A 17,883-nucleotide genomic window follows, 5' to 3' on the forward strand; every position below is an offset into this window, starting at 1 on the left:
TACGTGGAATGAACGTCAAATATTTTGTTCCGAGGCCCATTCCATAGGGGGTCCCATTAGAAAACCCGCTGTATATTGGGCAAATGATTTGTTTTTGCGCCGAGCGATTTGACTGGCGTCGGTTATGGCAAAGTCCGGCCGCTACCCCCGCCCCCGGATTTGCTGAAATGGCCCGCGCACTCCTCTATCGACGCCCCGCTGAACCGTCCCGGCTTCTCGTCAAGCACGGCTCCCAGATTTATTCAGTGCGCTTACGCCGCCATCGCCGCGCTCGCCGCTATACGTTGCGAATCCATCCGAGCGATCGCGAAGCGATCCTTACCATGCCGCCGCGGGGAACACTCGCGGAGGCCAAGGACTTTGCGCAGCGCCATGGCGGATGGATCGCGGCGCGCCTCGGGCGGCTGCCGAAGGCGGCGCCGTTCCACCACGGCGCGATCATTCCGCTGCGCGGCGTCGCTCACCGGATCGTGCATCGCGCCGGCGAGCGTGGCACGGTGTGGACCGAAACGCGCGACAGCGGCGAAAGGATTCTTTGCGTGGCCGGCGGGTTCGAACATCTCGACCGGCGCGTGCACGATTTTCTCAAACGCGAAGCGCGGCGCGACCTGCAAAAGGCCGCGCAACGCTATGCCGACATGCTGGACGTCAAGGTGAAGCGGCTTTCGATCCGCGATCAGTCGAGCCGCTGGGGATCCTGCACATCATCGGGATCGCTGTCGTTCTCATGGCGCCTCATCCTGGCGCCGCCGTTCGTGCTGGACTATCTCGCCGCTCACGAAGTCGCCCATCTCGTTGAGATGAATCATTCGCCGCGGTTCTGGAAGGTGGTGGCCCGCATCTGCAATCATGTCGAGCGGGCCAAACGGTGGCTCGACGCCGAAGGCAACGATCTCCATCGCTACGGCATTCAGGACTAGAGCATTTTCGGTTCCGATTGAATCGGAAGCGAAGCTCTAGATTGTTGTTTGACGCGTTTTCTTCCCGCGAACGGGTATCCGCTTCGCTAAAACGCTATAGCGGGCTCGTCGCAGTCCGCTCACCTTCCTTTTTGTTTCCTTTTTGTCATTCCGAGACGTCGCCTGAAGGCGTCGAACCTGGACTCCATAACCACAATGGAGACTGACTGTGGTTTCCGGATCGTCGCCAACGCGGTATCCGGAGGACAGCGGCAGTTATTGATTTACCGCCCGCCGAAAAGCCGGTCGACGAGCCAGCCGTCGAGTCCGCTTGCAGCTTCCGGCCGGACATCGGAACGCATCGGCTGAGGTCGGTTGCCGACCGGCACCGGAGCCGCAGCGGGGACAGGCGTCGGCGGCGCGACGACCTGCCGGCCAAGCTGCGCGATGTCCGGAAGCAGGCCGCGCTGCGTGCCGGGGATCGGCTCAGGCCGCAAACCCTGATGCGCGGCGCGCATGAAGCGCGTCCAGATCTCCACCGGCAAGCCGCCGCCGGTAGCCTTGCGGGTCGGCGTGTTGTCGTCGTTGCCGAGCCAGACCCCAGTCACGAGCTTCGCCGTGTAGCCGACGAACCACGCATCGCGAAAATCCTGGCTGGTGCCGGTCTTGCCGGCGGCGGTCCATCCGGGAATCTCGGCCTTGCGCGCGGTGCCGCTGATGATCGTCTGCTCCATCATGGTGTTCATCATGGCGACCGCGCGCGGATCGACCACACGATCCGGCGCGTCCTGCGAGCGCGCGTAGAGCAGCTTGTTTCCCTCGACGGTGCGGATGCGATCGACGATGTGGGCGTTGGCCGCATAGCCCCCGTTGGCGAACGGCGCATAGGCGCCGACCAGTTCCAGCGGCGAAACCTCGGAGGTGCCGAGCGCGATCGAGGCGTTGGATTCCAGTTTCGAGGTGATGCCGAGCCGGTGCGCTGTTCGGACCACATTCGCGGCCCCGACCTCCAGTCCGAGCCGGACCGCAACGGTGTTCAGCGACATCGCAAGCGCCTGTGTCAGCGTCACCGCGCCGAAATATTCGTGACTGTAATTCTCCGGGCGCCATCCCTTGACGTCGAGCGGCGCGTCCTGCCGGATCGTCTCGGGCGTCAGTCCGGCCTCGATCGCGGTGAGATAGACGAACGGCTTGAACGCGGAACCGGGCTGGCGCTTCGCCGTCACCGCGCGATTGAACTGGCTGTCGGCGTAGTTGCGGCCGCCGACCATGGCGCGCACCGCCCCGTCGGGCGTCATCGCCACCAAGGCGCCCTGACTGACATTGAACTTGACGCTTTTCGCGGCCAGTTCGTCGATCACGGCGGCTTCCGCCGCGCTCTGCAGTTTCGGATCGATGGTGGTTTCGACCACGATGCTCTGGTCGACCTGGCCGACAAGATCGTCGAGCACCTCGCCGACCCAGTCGGCGACATAATTGATCGTGCCGGCGCTGGCCGGTTTCACGGCATAGGACGGACGGGTTCCGGCGGCCTGCGCCTGCTGCGCGGTGATGAAATGGGCGTCCGCCATCGCCGCGAGCACGACCTTTGCGCGAGCCTCGGCGCCTTCCGGATTGCGGTCGGGTGCGAGCCGCGACGGCGACTTGACCAGACCGGCCAGCATGGCGGCCTCGGCGAGCGTGACGTCCTTCGCCGGCTTGCCGAAATATTTCTGCGCAGCCGCCTCGACGCCATAAGCACCGGAGCCGAAGTAGACGCGGTTGAGATAAAGTTCGAGGATCTGCGCCTTGGTGTGCTTGCGCTCCAGCCAGAGCGCGAGTTCGACCTCCTGAAGCTTTCGCTCGAGCGTGCGTTCCTGGGTCAGGAACAGGTTTTTCGCAAGTTGCTGGGTCAAGGTCGAACCGCCCTGCGACACGCCCCGATGCATGACGTTGGCAACAGCCGCGCGCAGGATGCCGAGCGGATCGACCCCGTAATGCGAATAGAACCGGCGGTCTTCGATCGCGATGAAGGCGTTGGGCAGATAGGGCGGCAGGTCCTTGAGCGAAACGTTGCTGCCGGCCATTTCCCCGCGCGTCGCCAGCACGCTGCCGTCCGCGCCGACGATCTGGATGGTCGGCGGGCGTTTCGGAATTTCAAGCGACTGGATCGGCGGCAGATGGGCGCCGACATAAACCACCACGCCGACCATGGCGATGGCCGCCCATAAAGAAAGCACGGCGCCCCAATAGAACACGCGGGACAGACGAACGCGCCGGCGCTTCTTCGTCCGGTCTTTGCCGCTCCGATCAGGCGACGGCTTGTGTGACCCGCTGCCACCCTGCCCCGCCTTGCGCGGCGTCGCGCGTTTGGCCGGCGCGTCGTCGGCAACCGTGATGCGATCGAGCGGATTGAGGCGCAACTCCGCAAGCGAAGCGGCAAATCCGCTGAAGACCGGCTCCTTGCGTCCGCCGCGCTTTTTTCGTCCCCATCCCATACGCAACAACGCCCATGCCTTTTCCGCGGCACGCTAGCGGTCGGGGTTTAAGGGGCGGTTACCGTAAAGTTAACGTAAGATTAGAGAAGGGAACGGCGCAAGTCCGCCTTACGGCGCGAGAGCGGGATGAGGTTCGATTGACGCCCTGCCATGACGCGTTGAAAAGTTTCATTATCCGAAAACCGGTTGCCCCTTTTCGGAATCATGCGCTAACCGCTCGCATCGTCGGAAATGACAGGTCCAAACAGTTCCCAGCGCTGGCCGTTGAAGCGCATCATCTGCATCTGCTTGTTGACGCGATAGTCGTCCGGCGCCGTGTTGATCCTGATGTCGGGCAGCAACAGGTCGAGGCTGACGTCCTTCAGGTTGGCGGCCTGATTCATGACATTCGCGCGCGTGAGATCGTCACCGCACTGCTTCAGCACCCGCACCAGCAGTTGCGCCGTGCTGTAACCATAGGAATTGAAGTTCGAGTTCTCGTCGCCCTCCGGATAGTACTTCGCCATGAAGGCGAAGTACTTCTTCATGCCCGGGTCGTCCTTCCACTGCGGATCGAGCGGGTCCTTGCCGTAGTTGGTGCTGATGATGCCTTTTGAAGCCTCCAGGCCCGCCGGCTGCAACACCGCACCCACCGAGGTTGCGTTGATGTCGAGGATATGCACCGGCTTCCAGCCGATCTCGAAGGTCTTCCTGATCGCCTGGGCCGCCTGCTTCGGCGTCGCGGCGCTGAACAGAAGCGTGGCGCCGGCAGACCGCAGCTTGAGGATCTGCGAATCGACGGTGGGATCGGACACCTCATAGGCCGCTTCGGCGACGATCATCTTCGAGGCCTTGGCGCCCAGCCCCGATTTCAGCCCCTTGAGATAGTCCTTGCCGACATCGTCGTTCTGGTAGAGTACGCCGATCCTGGCATCCGGATGATCCTTCAGGATGTACTGGCCGTAGATCCGTCCTTCGACGAAGTAACTGGGGTTGAAGCCGATGGTCCATGGATATTTCTTCGGATCGCTGAAGCGCGTGGCTCCCGTGGCGGCGAAGAGCTGCGGCACTTTCTTCACGTTCAGATATTTCTGAACGGCGGCATTGGGCGGCGTTCCGATGAGTTGAAAGGTCAGCAGCACCTCGTCGCTCTCGACCAGCTTGCGGACCTGTTCGACGGTCTTCGGTGGGCTGTAGGCATCGTCATACTGGATCAGCCTGATCTTGCGTCCGTTAACGCCGCCTTCGTCGTTAACCATCCTCATATAGGCGGCCTGCACCTTGCCGATGGTGGCATAAGCCGAGATCGGCCCACTGAACGGAACGGTCTGACCGATCTTGATTTCGGTGTCGGTGACGCCGGGACCGTATTTTTTCTGAGCGGAGGCCTGCGAGGCCGAGAGCGCGACAGCCATGGCTGCCGTCGCGACCCAACTCACCACACGGTTTTTCATTGCATTGCTTATGATCGTGCTCACCAGATGCATGATCGTGTCCATGGTCCGGTCGAATCAAGCGTCGGCTCAAACCTGAATGAAGGTCAAGCGCATTGCAAGGCGGGCCTGCGGGAAGCGTGGAACCTCAGGCGGCGGACGGGTCCGCCGCATTGCCGGAGGCGAGCAGATGAATCAGAGCCCGCTTGATCGCGGCCTGTCGCGTCGGGGCGGTGATCCGGGCCCCGAGAAGATCGGTGACATAGAACACGTCGCGGGCGCGCTCGCCGAATGTCGCCACGTGGGCGGACGCGATGTTGAGGTCGAGCTTCGAAATCGCCGTAGTAAGATGGAACAGCAGACCGGGACGGTCCAGTCCGGAAACCTCGATCATCGTATGACGATCCGACCACTGGTTGTTGACCGTGACAGCCGGCTCGACCACGAACGGCCGCAACTTGGCCTTTCCGGCGACGCGGCGTGCAACCACGTCTGGCAGGCGCAGCCGGCCTTCGAGTACCTGCTCGATGATCTCGCCGATCCGGGCGGCGCGGCGTCCCTCGTCCTCGTCGCGGTCGTATTCGCGGGAGATCGCGATGGTGTCGAGCGCTCGCCCATCGGTGGTCGTATAGATCTGCGCATCGACGATGTTGGCGCCGGCGGACGCGCACGCTCCGGCGATGATCGACAACAGCCAGGGATGGTCATTGGCAAGGATCGTGAGTTCGGTGACGCCCCGCGCTTCATCAAAGCCGACATTTATGTTCAGCTTCCGCCCGGTCTGCTCGCTGGCGCGCAGGAAACGCGCATGCTTGATCTTGTGCGCGAGATCGACCTTCAGCCAGTAGGCCGGATAGTGCCGCGCGATATAAGCGTTGAGCTCCTGCTCGGACCATTCGGTGAAGGCGGCGCGAAACTCCGCCTGAGCCGCCGCGATACGCTGGACGCGATTGACCTCGGAAAAGCCGCCGGTCAGCACCGGCTCCGTCTCATAATAAAGTGTACGCAACAGTTGCGCCTTCCAGCCGTTCCAGACGCCCGGACCAACGCCGCGGATGTCCGCGGTGGTCAGGATCGTCAGGAGCTTCATCTGCTCGACCGACTGCACCACGGCGGCGAAATTCTCGATGGTCTTGCGGTCGGACAGATCGCGTGACTGGGCCACTTTGGACATAGTCAGATGCTGCTCGATCAGCCAGGCGACAAGTTCCGTGTCGGCAGCGTTGAAACCGAGGCGGGGGCACAACCGGCGCGCCACCCTGGCGCCCGCGATCGAATGATCCTCGGGCCGGCCTTTTGCGACGTCGTGAAGCAGGGTTGCGATGTAGATGACGGGCCGGTGTTCCGGACGGATCTTGCGCATCAATTCGCTGGCGAGGGCGACTTCGTCATTGCCGCCGCGCTCGATGTCCTGAAGGATGCCGATGCAGCGGATCAGATGCTCGTCCACCGTGTAGTGGTGGTACATGTTGAACTGCATCATCGAGACGATTCTGCCGAAAGCGCGGATAAAATGACCGAGCACGCCGGTCTCGTTCATCCGGCGCAGCACGGTCTCCGCATCGTTCGACGTCAGGATGTCGATGAACAGCCGGTTGGCTTCCGGGTTCTCGCGAAGCTGCGCATTTATCAGCCGTCTTGACCGCGTGACCGTTCGCAAGGCGTCCGGATGAAACGCCAGGTTGTTCTTCTGCGCGAGACGGAACATGCGGATCAGGTTGACGGGATCGCGCTTGAAGACGTCCGGCGCGGCGAGATTGATACGGTTGTTGTCGATGATGAAGTCATCGTCGTCCGGCACCCGGCGCAGTTCCGTGCCGGGTTTCCGTCCCGACAATATGCGGCCGAGAACCGGCGCCGGCTTGGCCTGCTGGTCCTCGAGCTTCGCGCAAAGGATGGCGGTGAGGTCGCCGACATCCTTGGCGGTCAGGAAGTAGTGCTTCATGAAGCGCTCGACATCCTGCATCCCGGGATGAGAGGTGTATCCAAGCCGCACCGCGATTTCGCGTTGCAGGTCGAACGACAGCCGTTCCTCGGCCCTGCCGGTGGCGAAGTGCAGGTTGCAGCGCACCGACCATAAGAAGTCGGCGCAGCGGCGGAAGGTCCGGTACTCGCGGACATCGAACACGCCGCACTCCAGCAATTCGTGGCTTTCGTGGACCCGGTAGACATACTTCGCGATCCAGAACAGCGTGTGCAGGTCGCGCAGTCCCCCCTTGCCGTCCTTGACGTTGGGCTCGACCAGATAGCGCGACTGGCCGGCGCGGCGATGACGCTCCTCGCGCTCGGCGAGTTTGGCGGTGACGAATTCCGCCGCCGTTCCCTGCACCACTTCCTTGTCGAAACGGGTGACCAGTTCGTCGTAAAGCGCCCGGTCGCCGGCGAGGAACCGGGTCTCCAAGATGCCGGTGCGAATGGTCATGTCACCCCGCGCCTGCCGGATCGATTCACTCACCGATCGCGTCGCGTGACCGACGTTCAGCCCCATGTCCCACAGGCAATACAGGATCGCCTCTGCGACCTGTTCCCCCCACGCGGTCTGCTTGTAAGGAAGAATGAACAGCAGATCGAGATCGGACTCTGGCGCCATCAGGCCGCGACCGTATCCGCCGGTCGCAACCACGGCCATGCGCTCGCCGTCGGAAGGGATCGGGGAATGATAGAGGTGGCGCGTCGCGGCCGAAAACGCGAGGCGAATGATTTCATCCTGGACGAAGCAAAGCCGTTCGGCGCAGCGCCGCCCGTGACGATCACGCAAAAGCTTCGCCTGCGCCGCATCGAGCACCCTAGCGAATTCCGCCTTCAACAACCTGGATACCGCGGAGCGGATGGCATCCTCGTGTCCGGCATGCTTCTCGGCCAGCGCGTCGATGTCGCCGGTGATCCTGGCGGTATCGAAGCCGTCGGCGGCTCCCGCCGCCTCATTTGTCGTCACGATGTCCATCGCCTACCCGGATAACGGACGCCACGCGGGCTGTCACCGGAGATTGTCGGCCGCACACGGTGGGTCCATGCTTCGCACTCCCGGCTTTGAGCAATGATCTGCTCCGGCCAAAGCATCCGAAAAATCTATTTTCTCGTTGACTGAGGTTTACAACTATTTGACATAAGATGGCTTTTTCGCCCGGCCGAACGGCTCGCAGTTTCAACCTCCCAGGAGACATTATCATGTTCAAGCCCGCACGACGCGCCGTGCTCGCCGCCATCGCCGCAGCCGCGCTTTTGCCCGCGGCGGCGTTCGCCGCTGACGCGCCGAAAGAAATTCATATCGACTGGGCGACTTACAATCCGGTGTCGATGCTGATGAAGGACAAGGGCCTGGTTGAAAAGGAATTCGCCAAGGACGGCATCGCCGTGCGCTGGGTCCAGACCCTCGGTTCCAACAAGGCGCTCGAATTTCTGAACGCCGGCTCGATCGATTTCGGCTCCACCGCCGGCTCTGCGGCGCTGGTGGCAAGGATCAACGGCAATCCGCTCAAATCCATCTATGTCTATTCGAAACCGGAATGGACGGCGCTCGTCACCCGCAAGGACACGGCGATCAAGACGGTGACCGACCTCAAGGGCAAGCGCGTCGCGGTCACGCGCGGCACCGATCCGCATATCTTCCTCGTGCGGGCGCTGCAGAAGTTCGGCATGTCCGAAAAGGACATCGTGCCGGTGCTGTTGCAGCATCCGGACGGCAAGACCGCGTTGATCCGCGGCGACGTCGAAGCCTGGGCCGGACTCGATCCGATGATGGCGCAGGCGGAGCTGCAGGACGGCGCGCGGCTGTTCTACCGCGATGCCGACGCCAACACCTACGGTATCCTCAACGTGCGGGAAGAGTTCCTGAAGAAGTATCCCGAAATCACCCAGCGCGTGCTGGCCGTCTATGAGACCGCGCGCAAATATGCGGTGGCCCATCCGGAGGAACTGGAAGCGAGCTTCATCGCCGCCACCAAGCTGCCGAAAGACGTGGTCGAGAAGCAGTTGCGCGAGCGCACCGACATCTCGAACGGCAAGATCGGCAAGGCCCAACGCGACAGCATTCTCGCCGCCGGCCTGGCGCTTCAGCAGGCTGGAGTCCTCGACGCCAAGGTCGACGTCAAAGCTGCACTCGACAATCTGATCGACGATCAGATCCCGCTGCCGGCCAACTGACCGGTCGGCTCGTCCGGAGCGGCGAGAACCGGCCTGCCGGGCCTCGCCGTTTTTCGGTCTTGCAATCAGCGGCCGGACAGGGTTTGGCAATGACGATGATGCTGGACACCCCCGTCGAGAGTACACAGTCGCTCGCGCCGCCGTCGGCGGCGCGGTGGCGGCGCTGGACTCGGCCGGCGCTCGGTCTGCTGCTGCCACTTACCGCAGCCGTCGCGTGGGAATGGGCGGTGGCCGCCGGCTGGTCCAACGGACGACTGGTGCCGCCGCCGTCGACGGTGATTTCAACCATCGACGAACTCGCCCGCAGCGGCGAACTGTTCCGCCACATGGCGACCACGCTCGAGCGCGTCGGCGCCGGATTCGCGCTCGGCGTTGCGGCCGGCACCGTGCTGGGCGCGATCTCTGGCTATTGGGGGTTGGCCCGACAACTGCTCGATCCGACCATCCAGGCGCTGCGCGCCATTCCCTCGATCGCCTGGGTGCCGCTGTTCATCCTGTGGCTCGGCATTTTCGAACTGTCCAAGGTCGCCCTGATCGCCGTCGGCGTGTTTTTCCCGATCTATCTGGGCGTCATGGGCGCAATTCTGTCCGTCGACCGCAAGATCGTCGAGGTCGGCCGCACCTTTCGTCTCAGCGGGCCGGCGATGATCCGGCGCATTCTGCTGCCTGCGGTGCTGCCGGCCTATGTGGTGTCGTTGCGCGTCGGCCTCGGTCTCGGCTGGATGTTCGTGGTGGCGGCGGAATTCATGGGTGCGTCCGAAGGGCTCGGCTATCTCCTGATCGACGGCCAGCAGCTCGGCAAGCCGGCGCAGATACTCGCCGCCATCGTGATCTTCGCGATCCTCGGCAAGACTACCGACTGGCTGATCGAGATCGCGGCGATGCCGTTCCTGCGCTGGCAGGACGCGTTCGCGCCGAGCCGCGGGGCGTTCTGATGCTGGTGCTCGACCGCGTCGGCAAGACTTATCCCAACGGCGTCAACGCGCTTGAGCGGTTTTCGATCGAGATCAGGCTCGGCGAGATCGTCGCCGTGATCGGCGGCTCCGGCTGCGGAAAATCGACGCTGCTGCGCGCCGTCGCCGGCCTCGACCGCGCCAGCTACGGCACCATCACCCTCGACGGCGAAGCCCTCACCGCGCCGCATCCGAAGGTCGGCATCATCTTCCAGGAGCCGCGGCTGCTGCCGTGGTTGAGCGTCGCCGACAATATCGGCTTCGGTCTCTCCGACGTGCCATCGTCCGAGCGCCGCGACCGCGTCACCGCCGCGCTCGCCAAGGTCGGCCTGTCCGACAAGGCTAAGGCGTGGCCTCGCGAACTGTCGGGCGGACAGGCACAGCGCGTCGCGATCGCGCGGGCGCTGGTAGTGCGGCCCGAAGTGCTTCTGCTCGATGAGCCGTTCTCAGCGCTCGACGCCTTTACGCGGCGCGATCTACAGGATCACCTGCTCGATCTCTGGTCGGAGACGCGCCCGACTTTGGTGCTCGTGACCCACGATGTTGACGAGGCGGTGGTGCTGGCTGACCGGGTGGTGGTGATGCGGCCGCGGCCGGGGCGGCTGTTCGAACAGACCGAGATCAGCCTGGCGCGTCCACGCGACCGCAATTCGGAACTGTTCGAGACCACCAAGCGGCGCATCCTAACCGCACTCGATCGCTCGCTCGACCAGGCCGCGCCCGATCCGACGGCGGCTGCCGAGACCGGCGATGCACTGTGGTGGTGAACCCGGCACGCCGTGGCTACAATTGCCCTGAATGAGTTGAGGAAAAGGAGAGAGGTTGATGGACGCCGCCGAGCTTCGCGCCACGCAGGCCCCGATCAAGGAGCGATACAAGAGCGACCCGAAGTCAGCGCTGATCACGCTGAAGGCCAAAGGTTCGATCGAGAACGAAGGCATCGCCTGCAAGGTGGAGACAGGGCGCGCGCTTGCGGTCGCGGGGCTTCATCCGGCCACCGGCGGCTCCGGCCTCGAACTATGCTCCGGCGACATGCTGCTGGAGGCGCTGGTCGCCTGCGCCGGCGTCACGCTGAAGTCGGTCGCGACCGCGATCGAAGTGCCGTTGAAATCCGGCCACGTCAGCGCCGAGGGCGATCTCGATTTTCGCGGCACGCTCGGCGTCGACAAGGAAACGCCCGTCGGCTTCGAATCGATCCGCCTGCGGTTCGATGTCGAGACCGATGCACCGCAGGACAAGCTCGATCTCCTTCTCAAGCTGACCGAGCGCTATTGCGTCGTCTATCAGACCATCAAAAATGGACCGAAAGTGTCTGTCGAGATGAAAAGGATGTGAAGCGCCCCCTGCGCGGGTTCTGGAGCGTTGTGGCTTCTGAGGAAATCAGAAGCGGGGCTCTATGATTTTGATTCGACGCGTTTTCTTCACGCGGACCGGTTTCCACTCCCTCGAGAACAATATTAGAGATTCGATACCGGAGTGGAATGCGGGCGCAGCATGCCGAAACCGGCTTTTCGAGGGGTTTCGATCCTGCACCGCCGACCCCAGATAAAGCGGCATGACCTCACAACCATCCGCCTCCGCCATTTCGCCTGAAACCCCGGTGCGCGCGCCCTCCGCCGTTCCGGTCGACGATGCCGTGATTCCGTTCGAGGTGAGCGCTCTCGACCTGCGCGGACGGCTGACGCGGCTCGGACCAGCGCTCGACGAGTTGCTGGCCCGTCACGACTACCCCGCGCCGGTCGCCAAGCTGCTCGGCGAGGCGATCGTGCTGACGACGCTGCTCGGCTCCTCGCTCAAGTTCGAGGGCCGCTTCATCCTGCAGACCCAGACCGACGGACCGGTATCGTTCCTGATCGTCGACTTCCGGGCGCCGGCGCGGCTGCGGGCCTATGCCCGTTTCGATAAAACACGGCTTGGCGACGCGGTAGATTCAGGCGCGCTGCTGGGGCGCGGTCATCTCGCCATGACCATCGATCAGGGGCCGGACATGAGCCGCTATCAGGGCTTGGTGGCGCTGGAAGGCGGCAGCCTCGAAGATGCCGCGCATGAATATTTCCTGCGCTCGGAACAGATACCGACGCGGGTCCGCCTCGCGGTCGGCGAGGAGTGGCGCAGGGACGGCAATGGTCCGAAACGCGGCTGGCGCGGCGGCGGCATGCTGCTGCAATTCCTGCCCAAGGCGCCGGAGCGCGCGCGTCAGGCCGATCTCGATCCCGGCGACGCCCCTGAAGGCAGCGCGGTGCATACCGTGGCGGAGGACGATGCCTGGGTCGAGGGCCAGTCGCTGATCGCAACCGTCGAAGATATCGAACTGATCGATCCTGATTTATCGGGCGAACGCCTGCTGTACCGGCTGTTTCATGAGCGCGGGGTCAGGGTGTTTCCTTCGCAGGCACTGCACGCGCAATGTTCCTGCTCGCGCGACGCCGTGGCGGCGATGCTGAAGAGCTTCGCGCCGCAGGACCGCTCCGGGATGGTGCAGGACGGCAAGGTCGCGGTGACCTGCGAGTTCTGCAGTTCGGTATATGAATTCACGCCTGAGGAAGCCGGCGTGGAATAGAGGCTCCCGGCTCAGAGGCTTTCCGCTTCTGGTGGAATCAGAACCGGACTCTATGATTTTGATTGGACGCGTTTTCTTCACGCGAACCGGCATCCACTTCGCTCGAAACCGCTCTAATTCAGCACGCGCTTGCTGTCGGGGCTGTCGAGCGAAAAGGTGGGGACATCGATTTCGAACGGCTCGCCGCTCCGGATCGAGATCATCTGATAGCGGCCGCTCATGAAGCCGTTGGCGGTCGGCAGCGGAACACCGCTGGTGTATTCGAAGCGCTCGCCCGGCGCGAGCACCGGCTGCTCGCCGACCACACCCTCGCCGCGGACTTCCTGCTTCCGCCCGGAGGCATCGGTGATGATCCAGTGCCGCGTGCGCAACTGGACCGTATCCGACCCGGCATTGGTGATGACCACGGTGTAGGACCAGAAAAAATGGCCTCGCTCAGCCGACGATCGCTCCGGCATGAAGTTCGGCTCCACGGTGACTTCGATCTGGCGGGTAACTGCGCGGTACATCTCGACTCTCTCTAGAGCATTTTCCGGCTAAGTGAAATCCGGCTGGCGGGAAGAAAATGCCCTCAACTTATAACTTGCGCGTATTCCGATCGCAAAACCGGCATCCACCTTTGCGGAATACGCGCAAGCGCGTCTTCGCATTAAGAAAATGCATCAAACCAAACACATAGCGGCCTGCTTCGTCGGAAGCGGAAGGCTCAAGGCGTCCGGAGCGATCATAGCGAAAACAGGCCCAGGAACCAGCCCCCACTTAGTTGTGAAACCGTGCAGTTCCGGGCCAGAATTCCGGCCGCAATATTGCTTTTTTGTCACCGTTAGCGTGAAGCTGTCGTCCCGTAAATCAGTCTCGGTCGGGAGCGATCGAGACGTTTCGAAACAGTGCGCATGCCGTCGGTTGCCGATCAGGTTGTCGGAGCCCGCGCCAAGGTGGCGGCCGATGGCGCCAGGCGCGAAGCACCGGCCATTTCGAGTCCGACCGCGCCCGCCGAACGCGAGCTGCGGCTCGATCTGTTCCGCGGGCTGGCGCTCTGGCTGATCTTCATCGACCATCTGCCGCAGAACCTTCTGACCTGGCTCACCATCCGCAATTACGGCTTCAGCGACGCCACCGAGATTTTCATCTTCATCTCGGGTTATACGGCGGCGTTCGTCTACGGGCGCGTCATGCTGCAGCGTGGCTTCGTCGTCGCCGCCGCGCGCATTCTCAAGCGCGTCTGGCAGATCTATGTGGCGCATATCTTCCTGTTCACGATCTTTCTCGCGGAAATTTCCTATGTCGCGAGCCGCTTCGAGAACCCGCTTTACACGGAGGAAATGGGCATTCTCGATTTCCTCAAGCAGCCCGACGTCACGATCGTGCAGGCGATGCTGCTGAAGTTCAGGCCCGTCAACATGGACGTGCTGCCGCTCTATATCGCGCTGATGCTTTTCTTCCCGCCGATGCTGGCGCTGATGCAGCGCAAGGCAGACCTGGCGCTGGCGCTGTCGGTGGGCCTTTATGCGCTCACTTGGTGGTTCGATCTGGCCCTGCCGGCGTATCCCAACGGGGTCTGGTTCTTCAATCCCTTCGCCTGGCAACTGCTGTTCGTGTTCGGGGCGTGGTGCGCGCTCGGAGGCGCGAAGCGGACGTCGCGCATCATCCGCTGGCCGGTCACGCTGTGGGTTTGCGTCGCCTATCTGCTGTTCGCCTTCTACACCACGCTGACCTGGCATGTGCCACAGCTCAACTATTTCATGCCGCGCATCGTCGAGCAGTGGATGTATCCCATCGACAAGACCAACCTCGACGTGCTTCGCATCGCCCATTTCCTGGCGCTCGCCGCGCTTACCGTCCGCTTCCTGCCGAGGGATTGGCCGGGGCTGACCTCGCCATGGCTGCGGCCGATGATCCTGTGCGGTCAGCACTCGCTGGAGATTTTCTGCATCGGCGTCTTCCTGGCATTCGCCGGACAGTTCATTCTCGCGGAGTTGTCCGGCGGTGCCGGAATGCACTTCATTATCAGTGTTTGCGGAATCCTGATCATGTCCGCAGCCGCATGGGTATTTTCGTGGTACAAAAAGGTAGCCGGCAAGAGCGGGAGCCGTACCAGGACCGCTGACGGCGACGCTGATCTGGCGGGAGGAGGAGCATGAGGGCCGGCTGGATGTCGGTCTTGTTCGTGGTGGCCGGTTTGTCGGCCACTGCTCTCGCGCGTGCCGATGACCCGCCAAAAAGTTGCAGCGTCGCGGCCTATCTGCTGACCAGCGAAAGCACGCTGTCGCGGGTCGCTTCGGCGGTCAAGACCGGCGGTCCGCTCGATATTCTGGTTGTGGGCAGCCGTTCCTCAACCATTTCCGGAGCGGAAAACGACGCCTATCCCGCCAAGCTGCAGGCTGCGCTCCGCGAGAAATTACCCGGAATCGTCGTATCCGTTTCCGTGGAACTGTCGCCCCGGAAAACCGCCGAAGATGTCGTCCCCGGCCTTGGCAAGCTGGTACAGACAAAAAAGCCGACCTTGGTGGTATGGCAGACCGGCACGGTCGATGCTATCCGATCTGTCGATGTCGACAGTTTTCACGATGCCATCGACCAGGGCGTTACTGCGTTGCAAAATGCGGGGGCCGACGTTGTGCTGATGAATATGCAATACAGCCCGCGTACCGAAACCATGGTTTCGCCGACCTCCTACATCGACAATATGCGGGTGGTGGCGCAGCAGCACGACGTTCCGCTGTTCGACCGGTTCGCGATCATGAACCAATGGAACGAGACCGGCAAATTCGATCTGTTCAGCCCGGTGCGCGGCGTCGACCAGGCCAAGCGTGTTCACGATTGCCTCGGCCGCGCCTTGTCGACATTCATCATCAATACGGCCCATATCGACGCCGCCGAACGCGGGACCCGCCAATGACGAGCCGCGGTCGCTTCTCCAGCAACGCTGGTGCGGCCATGCTGGCGATCATGTTGATAGGCGTATCGACCTCGGGCGTGGTTGCGCAAACTGCACCGGCGAATGCGGCGGCATTGCCGATGGGCAGCGCCGGCCTTTCCCCACCGCCGTCGAGCGGCGCTGGGGCGGCCTCCGGCGCGCCGACGCAGACCCTGACCGAAACCCCGATCGACAAGGCAAAGGCGGTTGCCGCCCGCGTCCGCGACATCTTCAACCGCGTCCCCTGCCTGCCGCCGAAGGGCGTCTCGCAATCGATGGGGTCGCTGCCGCATGTCGCGGCCAAGCTTGCCGCCAACAAGCCGGTCGTCATCGTCGCCTTCGGCTCGTCGTCGACGCAGGGCTTTGGTGCGACCTCGCCCGAATTCAATTACCCGAATCGGCTGGCGGCCCAGTTGCATCGCAAATATCCGGCGGCAGCCATCACCGTGATCAATCGCGGCAAGGGCGGCGAGGACGCTCCCGAGATGATAAAGCGGCTGCGATCGGAAGTGATCGACGCCAAGCCGGACATGGTGATCTGGCAGGTCGGCACCAACGCGGTGCTGCGCAATCTCGATCCCGCAAGCACGGTGAAAACCGTCGAAGACGGTGTCGCGACCATTCAGGCCTCCGGTGCCGATCTTGTTCTGGTTGATCCGCAATACGCCCCCGCCGTCAATGCGAGGGGCGAGAATGCCGGCAGGATAGTCAGTCTGCTGAGCAAGGTCGCGCACGTCAGGCACGTCGGGATTTTCCCGCGCTTCGAGGTCATGCGCGACTGGCACGACCGGCAGTCGCTGCCATTCGACGCCTTCGTGAACAAGGACGGCCTGCACATGAACGACTGGGGCTATGCCTGTTTCGCCCAGTTGCTCGGCGACGACATCATCAGGTCGGTGGACCAGATGCAGGCCGGCGTCAGGCTGCCAGCGGCCACGGCGGTCAATCGGCCGTTGTGAGATTGCACCGCAGGTTCTGAGGATTTGGCCGAGAATCGGCGTTCGTCCTTGGCCGGGACGAGCGGCCTGTGCTCGGGCCGGCGAAGCCGGACCCGAGTGCCGGACATGACGAGCCGAGCGAAAGTAGCCGTATCCGAACGACCTCAGGATTCACACGGTCTCCAGCGCGGCGACGAGGTCCTCGATCAGGTCGTCCTTGTGTTCGAGACCGACTGAATAGCGGATGAAGCCTTCGCCGATGCCCAGGCTGGCGCGGACCTCGGGCGCCAGCCGCTGGTGGGTGGTGGTCGCCGGATGGGTCACAAGACTCTTGGCGTCGCCGAGATTGTTCGAGATGCGCGCGAGCTTCAGCGCGTTGAGGCAGCGGAAGGCGCCCGCCTTGCCGCCCTTGACCTCGAAGCCGATCAGCGTCGATCCGGCGCGCATCTGCTTCTTCACCAGCGCCGCCTGCGGATGGTCGGGCCGGCCGGGATAGATGAGGCGGGACACTTTGGGGTGCGACGCCAGCGCATCCGCGATCGCCGCCGCGCTTTCGGTCTGCTGGCGCACGCGGACGCCCAGCGTTTCAAGCCCTTTCAGTAACACCCAGGCGTTGAACGGCGAGATCGACGGTCCGGTCTGGCGGATGAAGGTCTGCAGGTGATCCTGAACGAAGGCGTTCGACGCCAGGATGACGCCGCCGAGCGTGCGTCCCTGACCGTCGATGTGCTTGGTCGCCGAATACACCACGACGTCGGCGCCGAGCGCCAGCGGGCTTTGCCAGATAGGCGTCGCGAACACGTTGTCCACGACCAGCCGCGCGCCGGCCTGATGCGCGATGTCGGCGATGCCGCCGATGTCGAGCACGTCGAGCGTCGGGTTGGTGGGGCTTTCGATGAAGCAGCTTTTGGTGTTTGGCCGCATCGCCTTGCGCCACTGATCGAGATCGAGGCCATCGACCAGCGTCGACTCGATGCCGTAGCGCGGCAGCAGGTCCTCGACCACGTAGCGGCAGGAGCCGAACAGCGCCTTGGCCGCGACGACGTGGTCGCCTGCCTTCAGCGGGGCGAGCATCGCGGTCGTCACCGCCGCCATGCCCGTGGCGGTGGCGCGCGCGGCCTCCGCGCCTTCAAGCTCGGCCATGCGCTGCTCGAACATGGCGACGGTCGGATTGGAGTAGCGCGAGTAGATGAAGCCGGGGTCGTCGCCCTTGAACCGCGCCTCGCACTGCTCGGCGGTGTCGTAGACATAGCCCTGCGTCAGAAACAGCGCCTCGGACGTCTCGGCAAACTGCGAGCGCAATGTCCCGGAATGAACCAGCCGGGTCTCTGGGCGATATCGGGCGGTGGGTGAAGACTGCGACATGTGACCTCCTGCGCGGCCGCCATGAAAAACGGCCACAAAAAACCGGCCTGGAAAAAATCCACAGGCCGGGATCACATTGTCCCCGGCCTGTTTAGCGACTTATTTAACGTGGCTGCAAGCCGGCCGGCTCAAATCACCACGGAACGCCTCATGCCTAGTCCGGCACGTCCTGTCCGTCAAGCCAACGAATTGACATTCGCGTTGCGCCCGTCGGATAAC

General features: G+C 63.2%; 14 protein-coding genes and 1 riboswitch. Of the genes, 9 read left to right on the forward strand and 5 right to left on the reverse strand.

Translation table 11 applies throughout. The annotated features are described in order from the left end of the window. Positions 1–83 precede the first annotated feature (83 nt). Positions 84–920 (forward strand): M48 family metallopeptidase, encoded by an 837-nt coding sequence (locus ACS3WB_RS00100; RefSeq protein WP_438273594.1) that lies wholly within the window; start codon positions 84–86, stop codon positions 918–920. 263 nt (positions 921–1,183) lie between these two features. Here ACS3WB_RS00100 and ACS3WB_RS00105 read toward each other — a convergent pair whose 3' ends face one another. From ACS3WB_RS00105 to ACS3WB_RS00115, 3 genes are all read right to left on the reverse strand, one after another. Beyond that, complete coding sequence (locus ACS3WB_RS00105; RefSeq protein ID WP_438274005.1) at positions 1,184–3,376, reverse strand: transglycosylase domain-containing protein; 2,193 nt, start codon at positions 3,374–3,376, stop codon at positions 1,184–1,186. 209 nt (positions 3,377–3,585) lie between these two features. Further along, a complete protein-coding gene (locus tag ACS3WB_RS00110; RefSeq protein ID WP_438273595.1) occupies positions 3,586–4,809 on the reverse strand; it encodes an ABC transporter substrate-binding protein in 1,224 nt (407 codons plus the stop codon). 127 nt (positions 4,810–4,936) lie between these two features. Next, positions 4,937–7,732 (reverse strand): [protein-PII] uridylyltransferase, encoded by a 2,796-nt coding sequence (locus ACS3WB_RS00115; RefSeq protein ID WP_438273596.1) that lies wholly within the window; start codon positions 7,730–7,732, stop codon positions 4,937–4,939. A 224-nt stretch (positions 7,733–7,956) separates the two neighbouring features. Here ACS3WB_RS00115 and ACS3WB_RS00120 point away from each other — a divergent pair, with 224 nt between their 5' ends. From ACS3WB_RS00120 to ACS3WB_RS00140, 5 genes are all read left to right on the forward strand, one after another. Further along, positions 7,957–8,931 (forward strand): aliphatic sulfonate ABC transporter substrate-binding protein, encoded by a 975-nt coding sequence (locus ACS3WB_RS00120; protein WP_438273597.1) that lies wholly within the window; start codon positions 7,957–7,959, stop codon positions 8,929–8,931. Between the two features lie 95 nt (positions 8,932–9,026). Continuing rightward, positions 9,027–9,866: an ABC transporter permease gene (locus tag ACS3WB_RS00125; RefSeq protein ID WP_438274006.1), complete on the forward strand. Its 840-nt coding sequence runs from the start codon at positions 9,027–9,029 to the stop codon at positions 9,864–9,866. After that, positions 9,866–10,651, forward strand: a complete 786-nt coding sequence (locus tag ACS3WB_RS00130; protein ID WP_438273598.1) for an ABC transporter ATP-binding protein — start codon at positions 9,866–9,868, stop codon at positions 10,649–10,651. The genes ACS3WB_RS00125 and ACS3WB_RS00130 overlap by 1 nt, the downstream gene beginning before the upstream one ends. A 58-nt stretch (positions 10,652–10,709) precedes the next feature. Then, entirely contained in the window at positions 10,710–11,219 is a 510-nt protein-coding gene (locus ACS3WB_RS00135) for an OsmC family protein (protein ID WP_438273599.1), read from the forward strand. A 220-nt stretch (positions 11,220–11,439) separates the two neighbouring features. Continuing rightward, complete coding sequence (locus ACS3WB_RS00140; protein WP_438273600.1) at positions 11,440–12,444, forward strand: Hsp33 family molecular chaperone; 1,005 nt, start codon at positions 11,440–11,442, stop codon at positions 12,442–12,444. 113 nt (positions 12,445–12,557) lie between these two features. Here ACS3WB_RS00140 and apaG read toward each other — a convergent pair whose 3' ends face one another. Beyond that, positions 12,558–12,953: a Co2+/Mg2+ efflux protein ApaG gene (apaG, locus tag ACS3WB_RS00145; protein WP_438273601.1), complete on the reverse strand. Its 396-nt coding sequence runs from the start codon at positions 12,951–12,953 to the stop codon at positions 12,558–12,560. Between the two features lie 384 nt (positions 12,954–13,337). On the opposite strand from apaG, the gene ACS3WB_RS00150 reads away from it, so the two are divergent. Genes ACS3WB_RS00150 through ACS3WB_RS00160 form a run of 3 tightly spaced genes read left to right on the forward strand, consistent with a single transcriptional unit; the run spans position 13,338 to position 16,320 of the window. Beyond that, positions 13,338–14,585 (forward strand): OpgC family protein, encoded by a 1,248-nt coding sequence (locus ACS3WB_RS00150; RefSeq protein WP_438273602.1) that lies wholly within the window; start codon positions 13,338–13,340, stop codon positions 14,583–14,585. Then, entirely contained in the window at positions 14,582–15,343 is a 762-nt protein-coding gene (locus ACS3WB_RS00155) for an SGNH/GDSL hydrolase family protein (RefSeq protein WP_438273603.1), read from the forward strand. Before ACS3WB_RS00150 ends, ACS3WB_RS00155 begins: the two co-directional genes overlap by 4 nt. Next, positions 15,340–16,320, forward strand: a complete 981-nt coding sequence (locus tag ACS3WB_RS00160) for an SGNH/GDSL hydrolase family protein (RefSeq protein WP_438273604.1) — start codon at positions 15,340–15,342, stop codon at positions 16,318–16,320. The genes ACS3WB_RS00155 and ACS3WB_RS00160 overlap by 4 nt, the downstream gene beginning before the upstream one ends. 150 nt (positions 16,321–16,470) lie before the next feature. Here the strand turns inward: ACS3WB_RS00160 and ACS3WB_RS00165 are convergent, their stop codons facing one another. Continuing rightward, positions 16,471–17,664 carry an O-succinylhomoserine sulfhydrylase gene (locus ACS3WB_RS00165; RefSeq protein WP_438273605.1) on the reverse strand — a complete coding sequence of 398 codons (1,194 nt, stop codon included), beginning with the start codon at positions 17,662–17,664 and terminating at the stop codon, positions 16,471–16,473. Positions 17,665–17,734: 70 nt separating this feature from the next. Continuing rightward, positions 17,735–17,814: riboswitch (SAM riboswitch) on the reverse strand. Between the last annotated feature and the right edge of the window lie 69 nt (positions 17,815–17,883).

The sequence above is a fragment of the Nitrobacter sp. genome (assembly GCF_051535215.1).
Classification (GTDB): Bacteria; Pseudomonadota; Alphaproteobacteria; order Rhizobiales; family Xanthobacteraceae; genus Nitrobacter.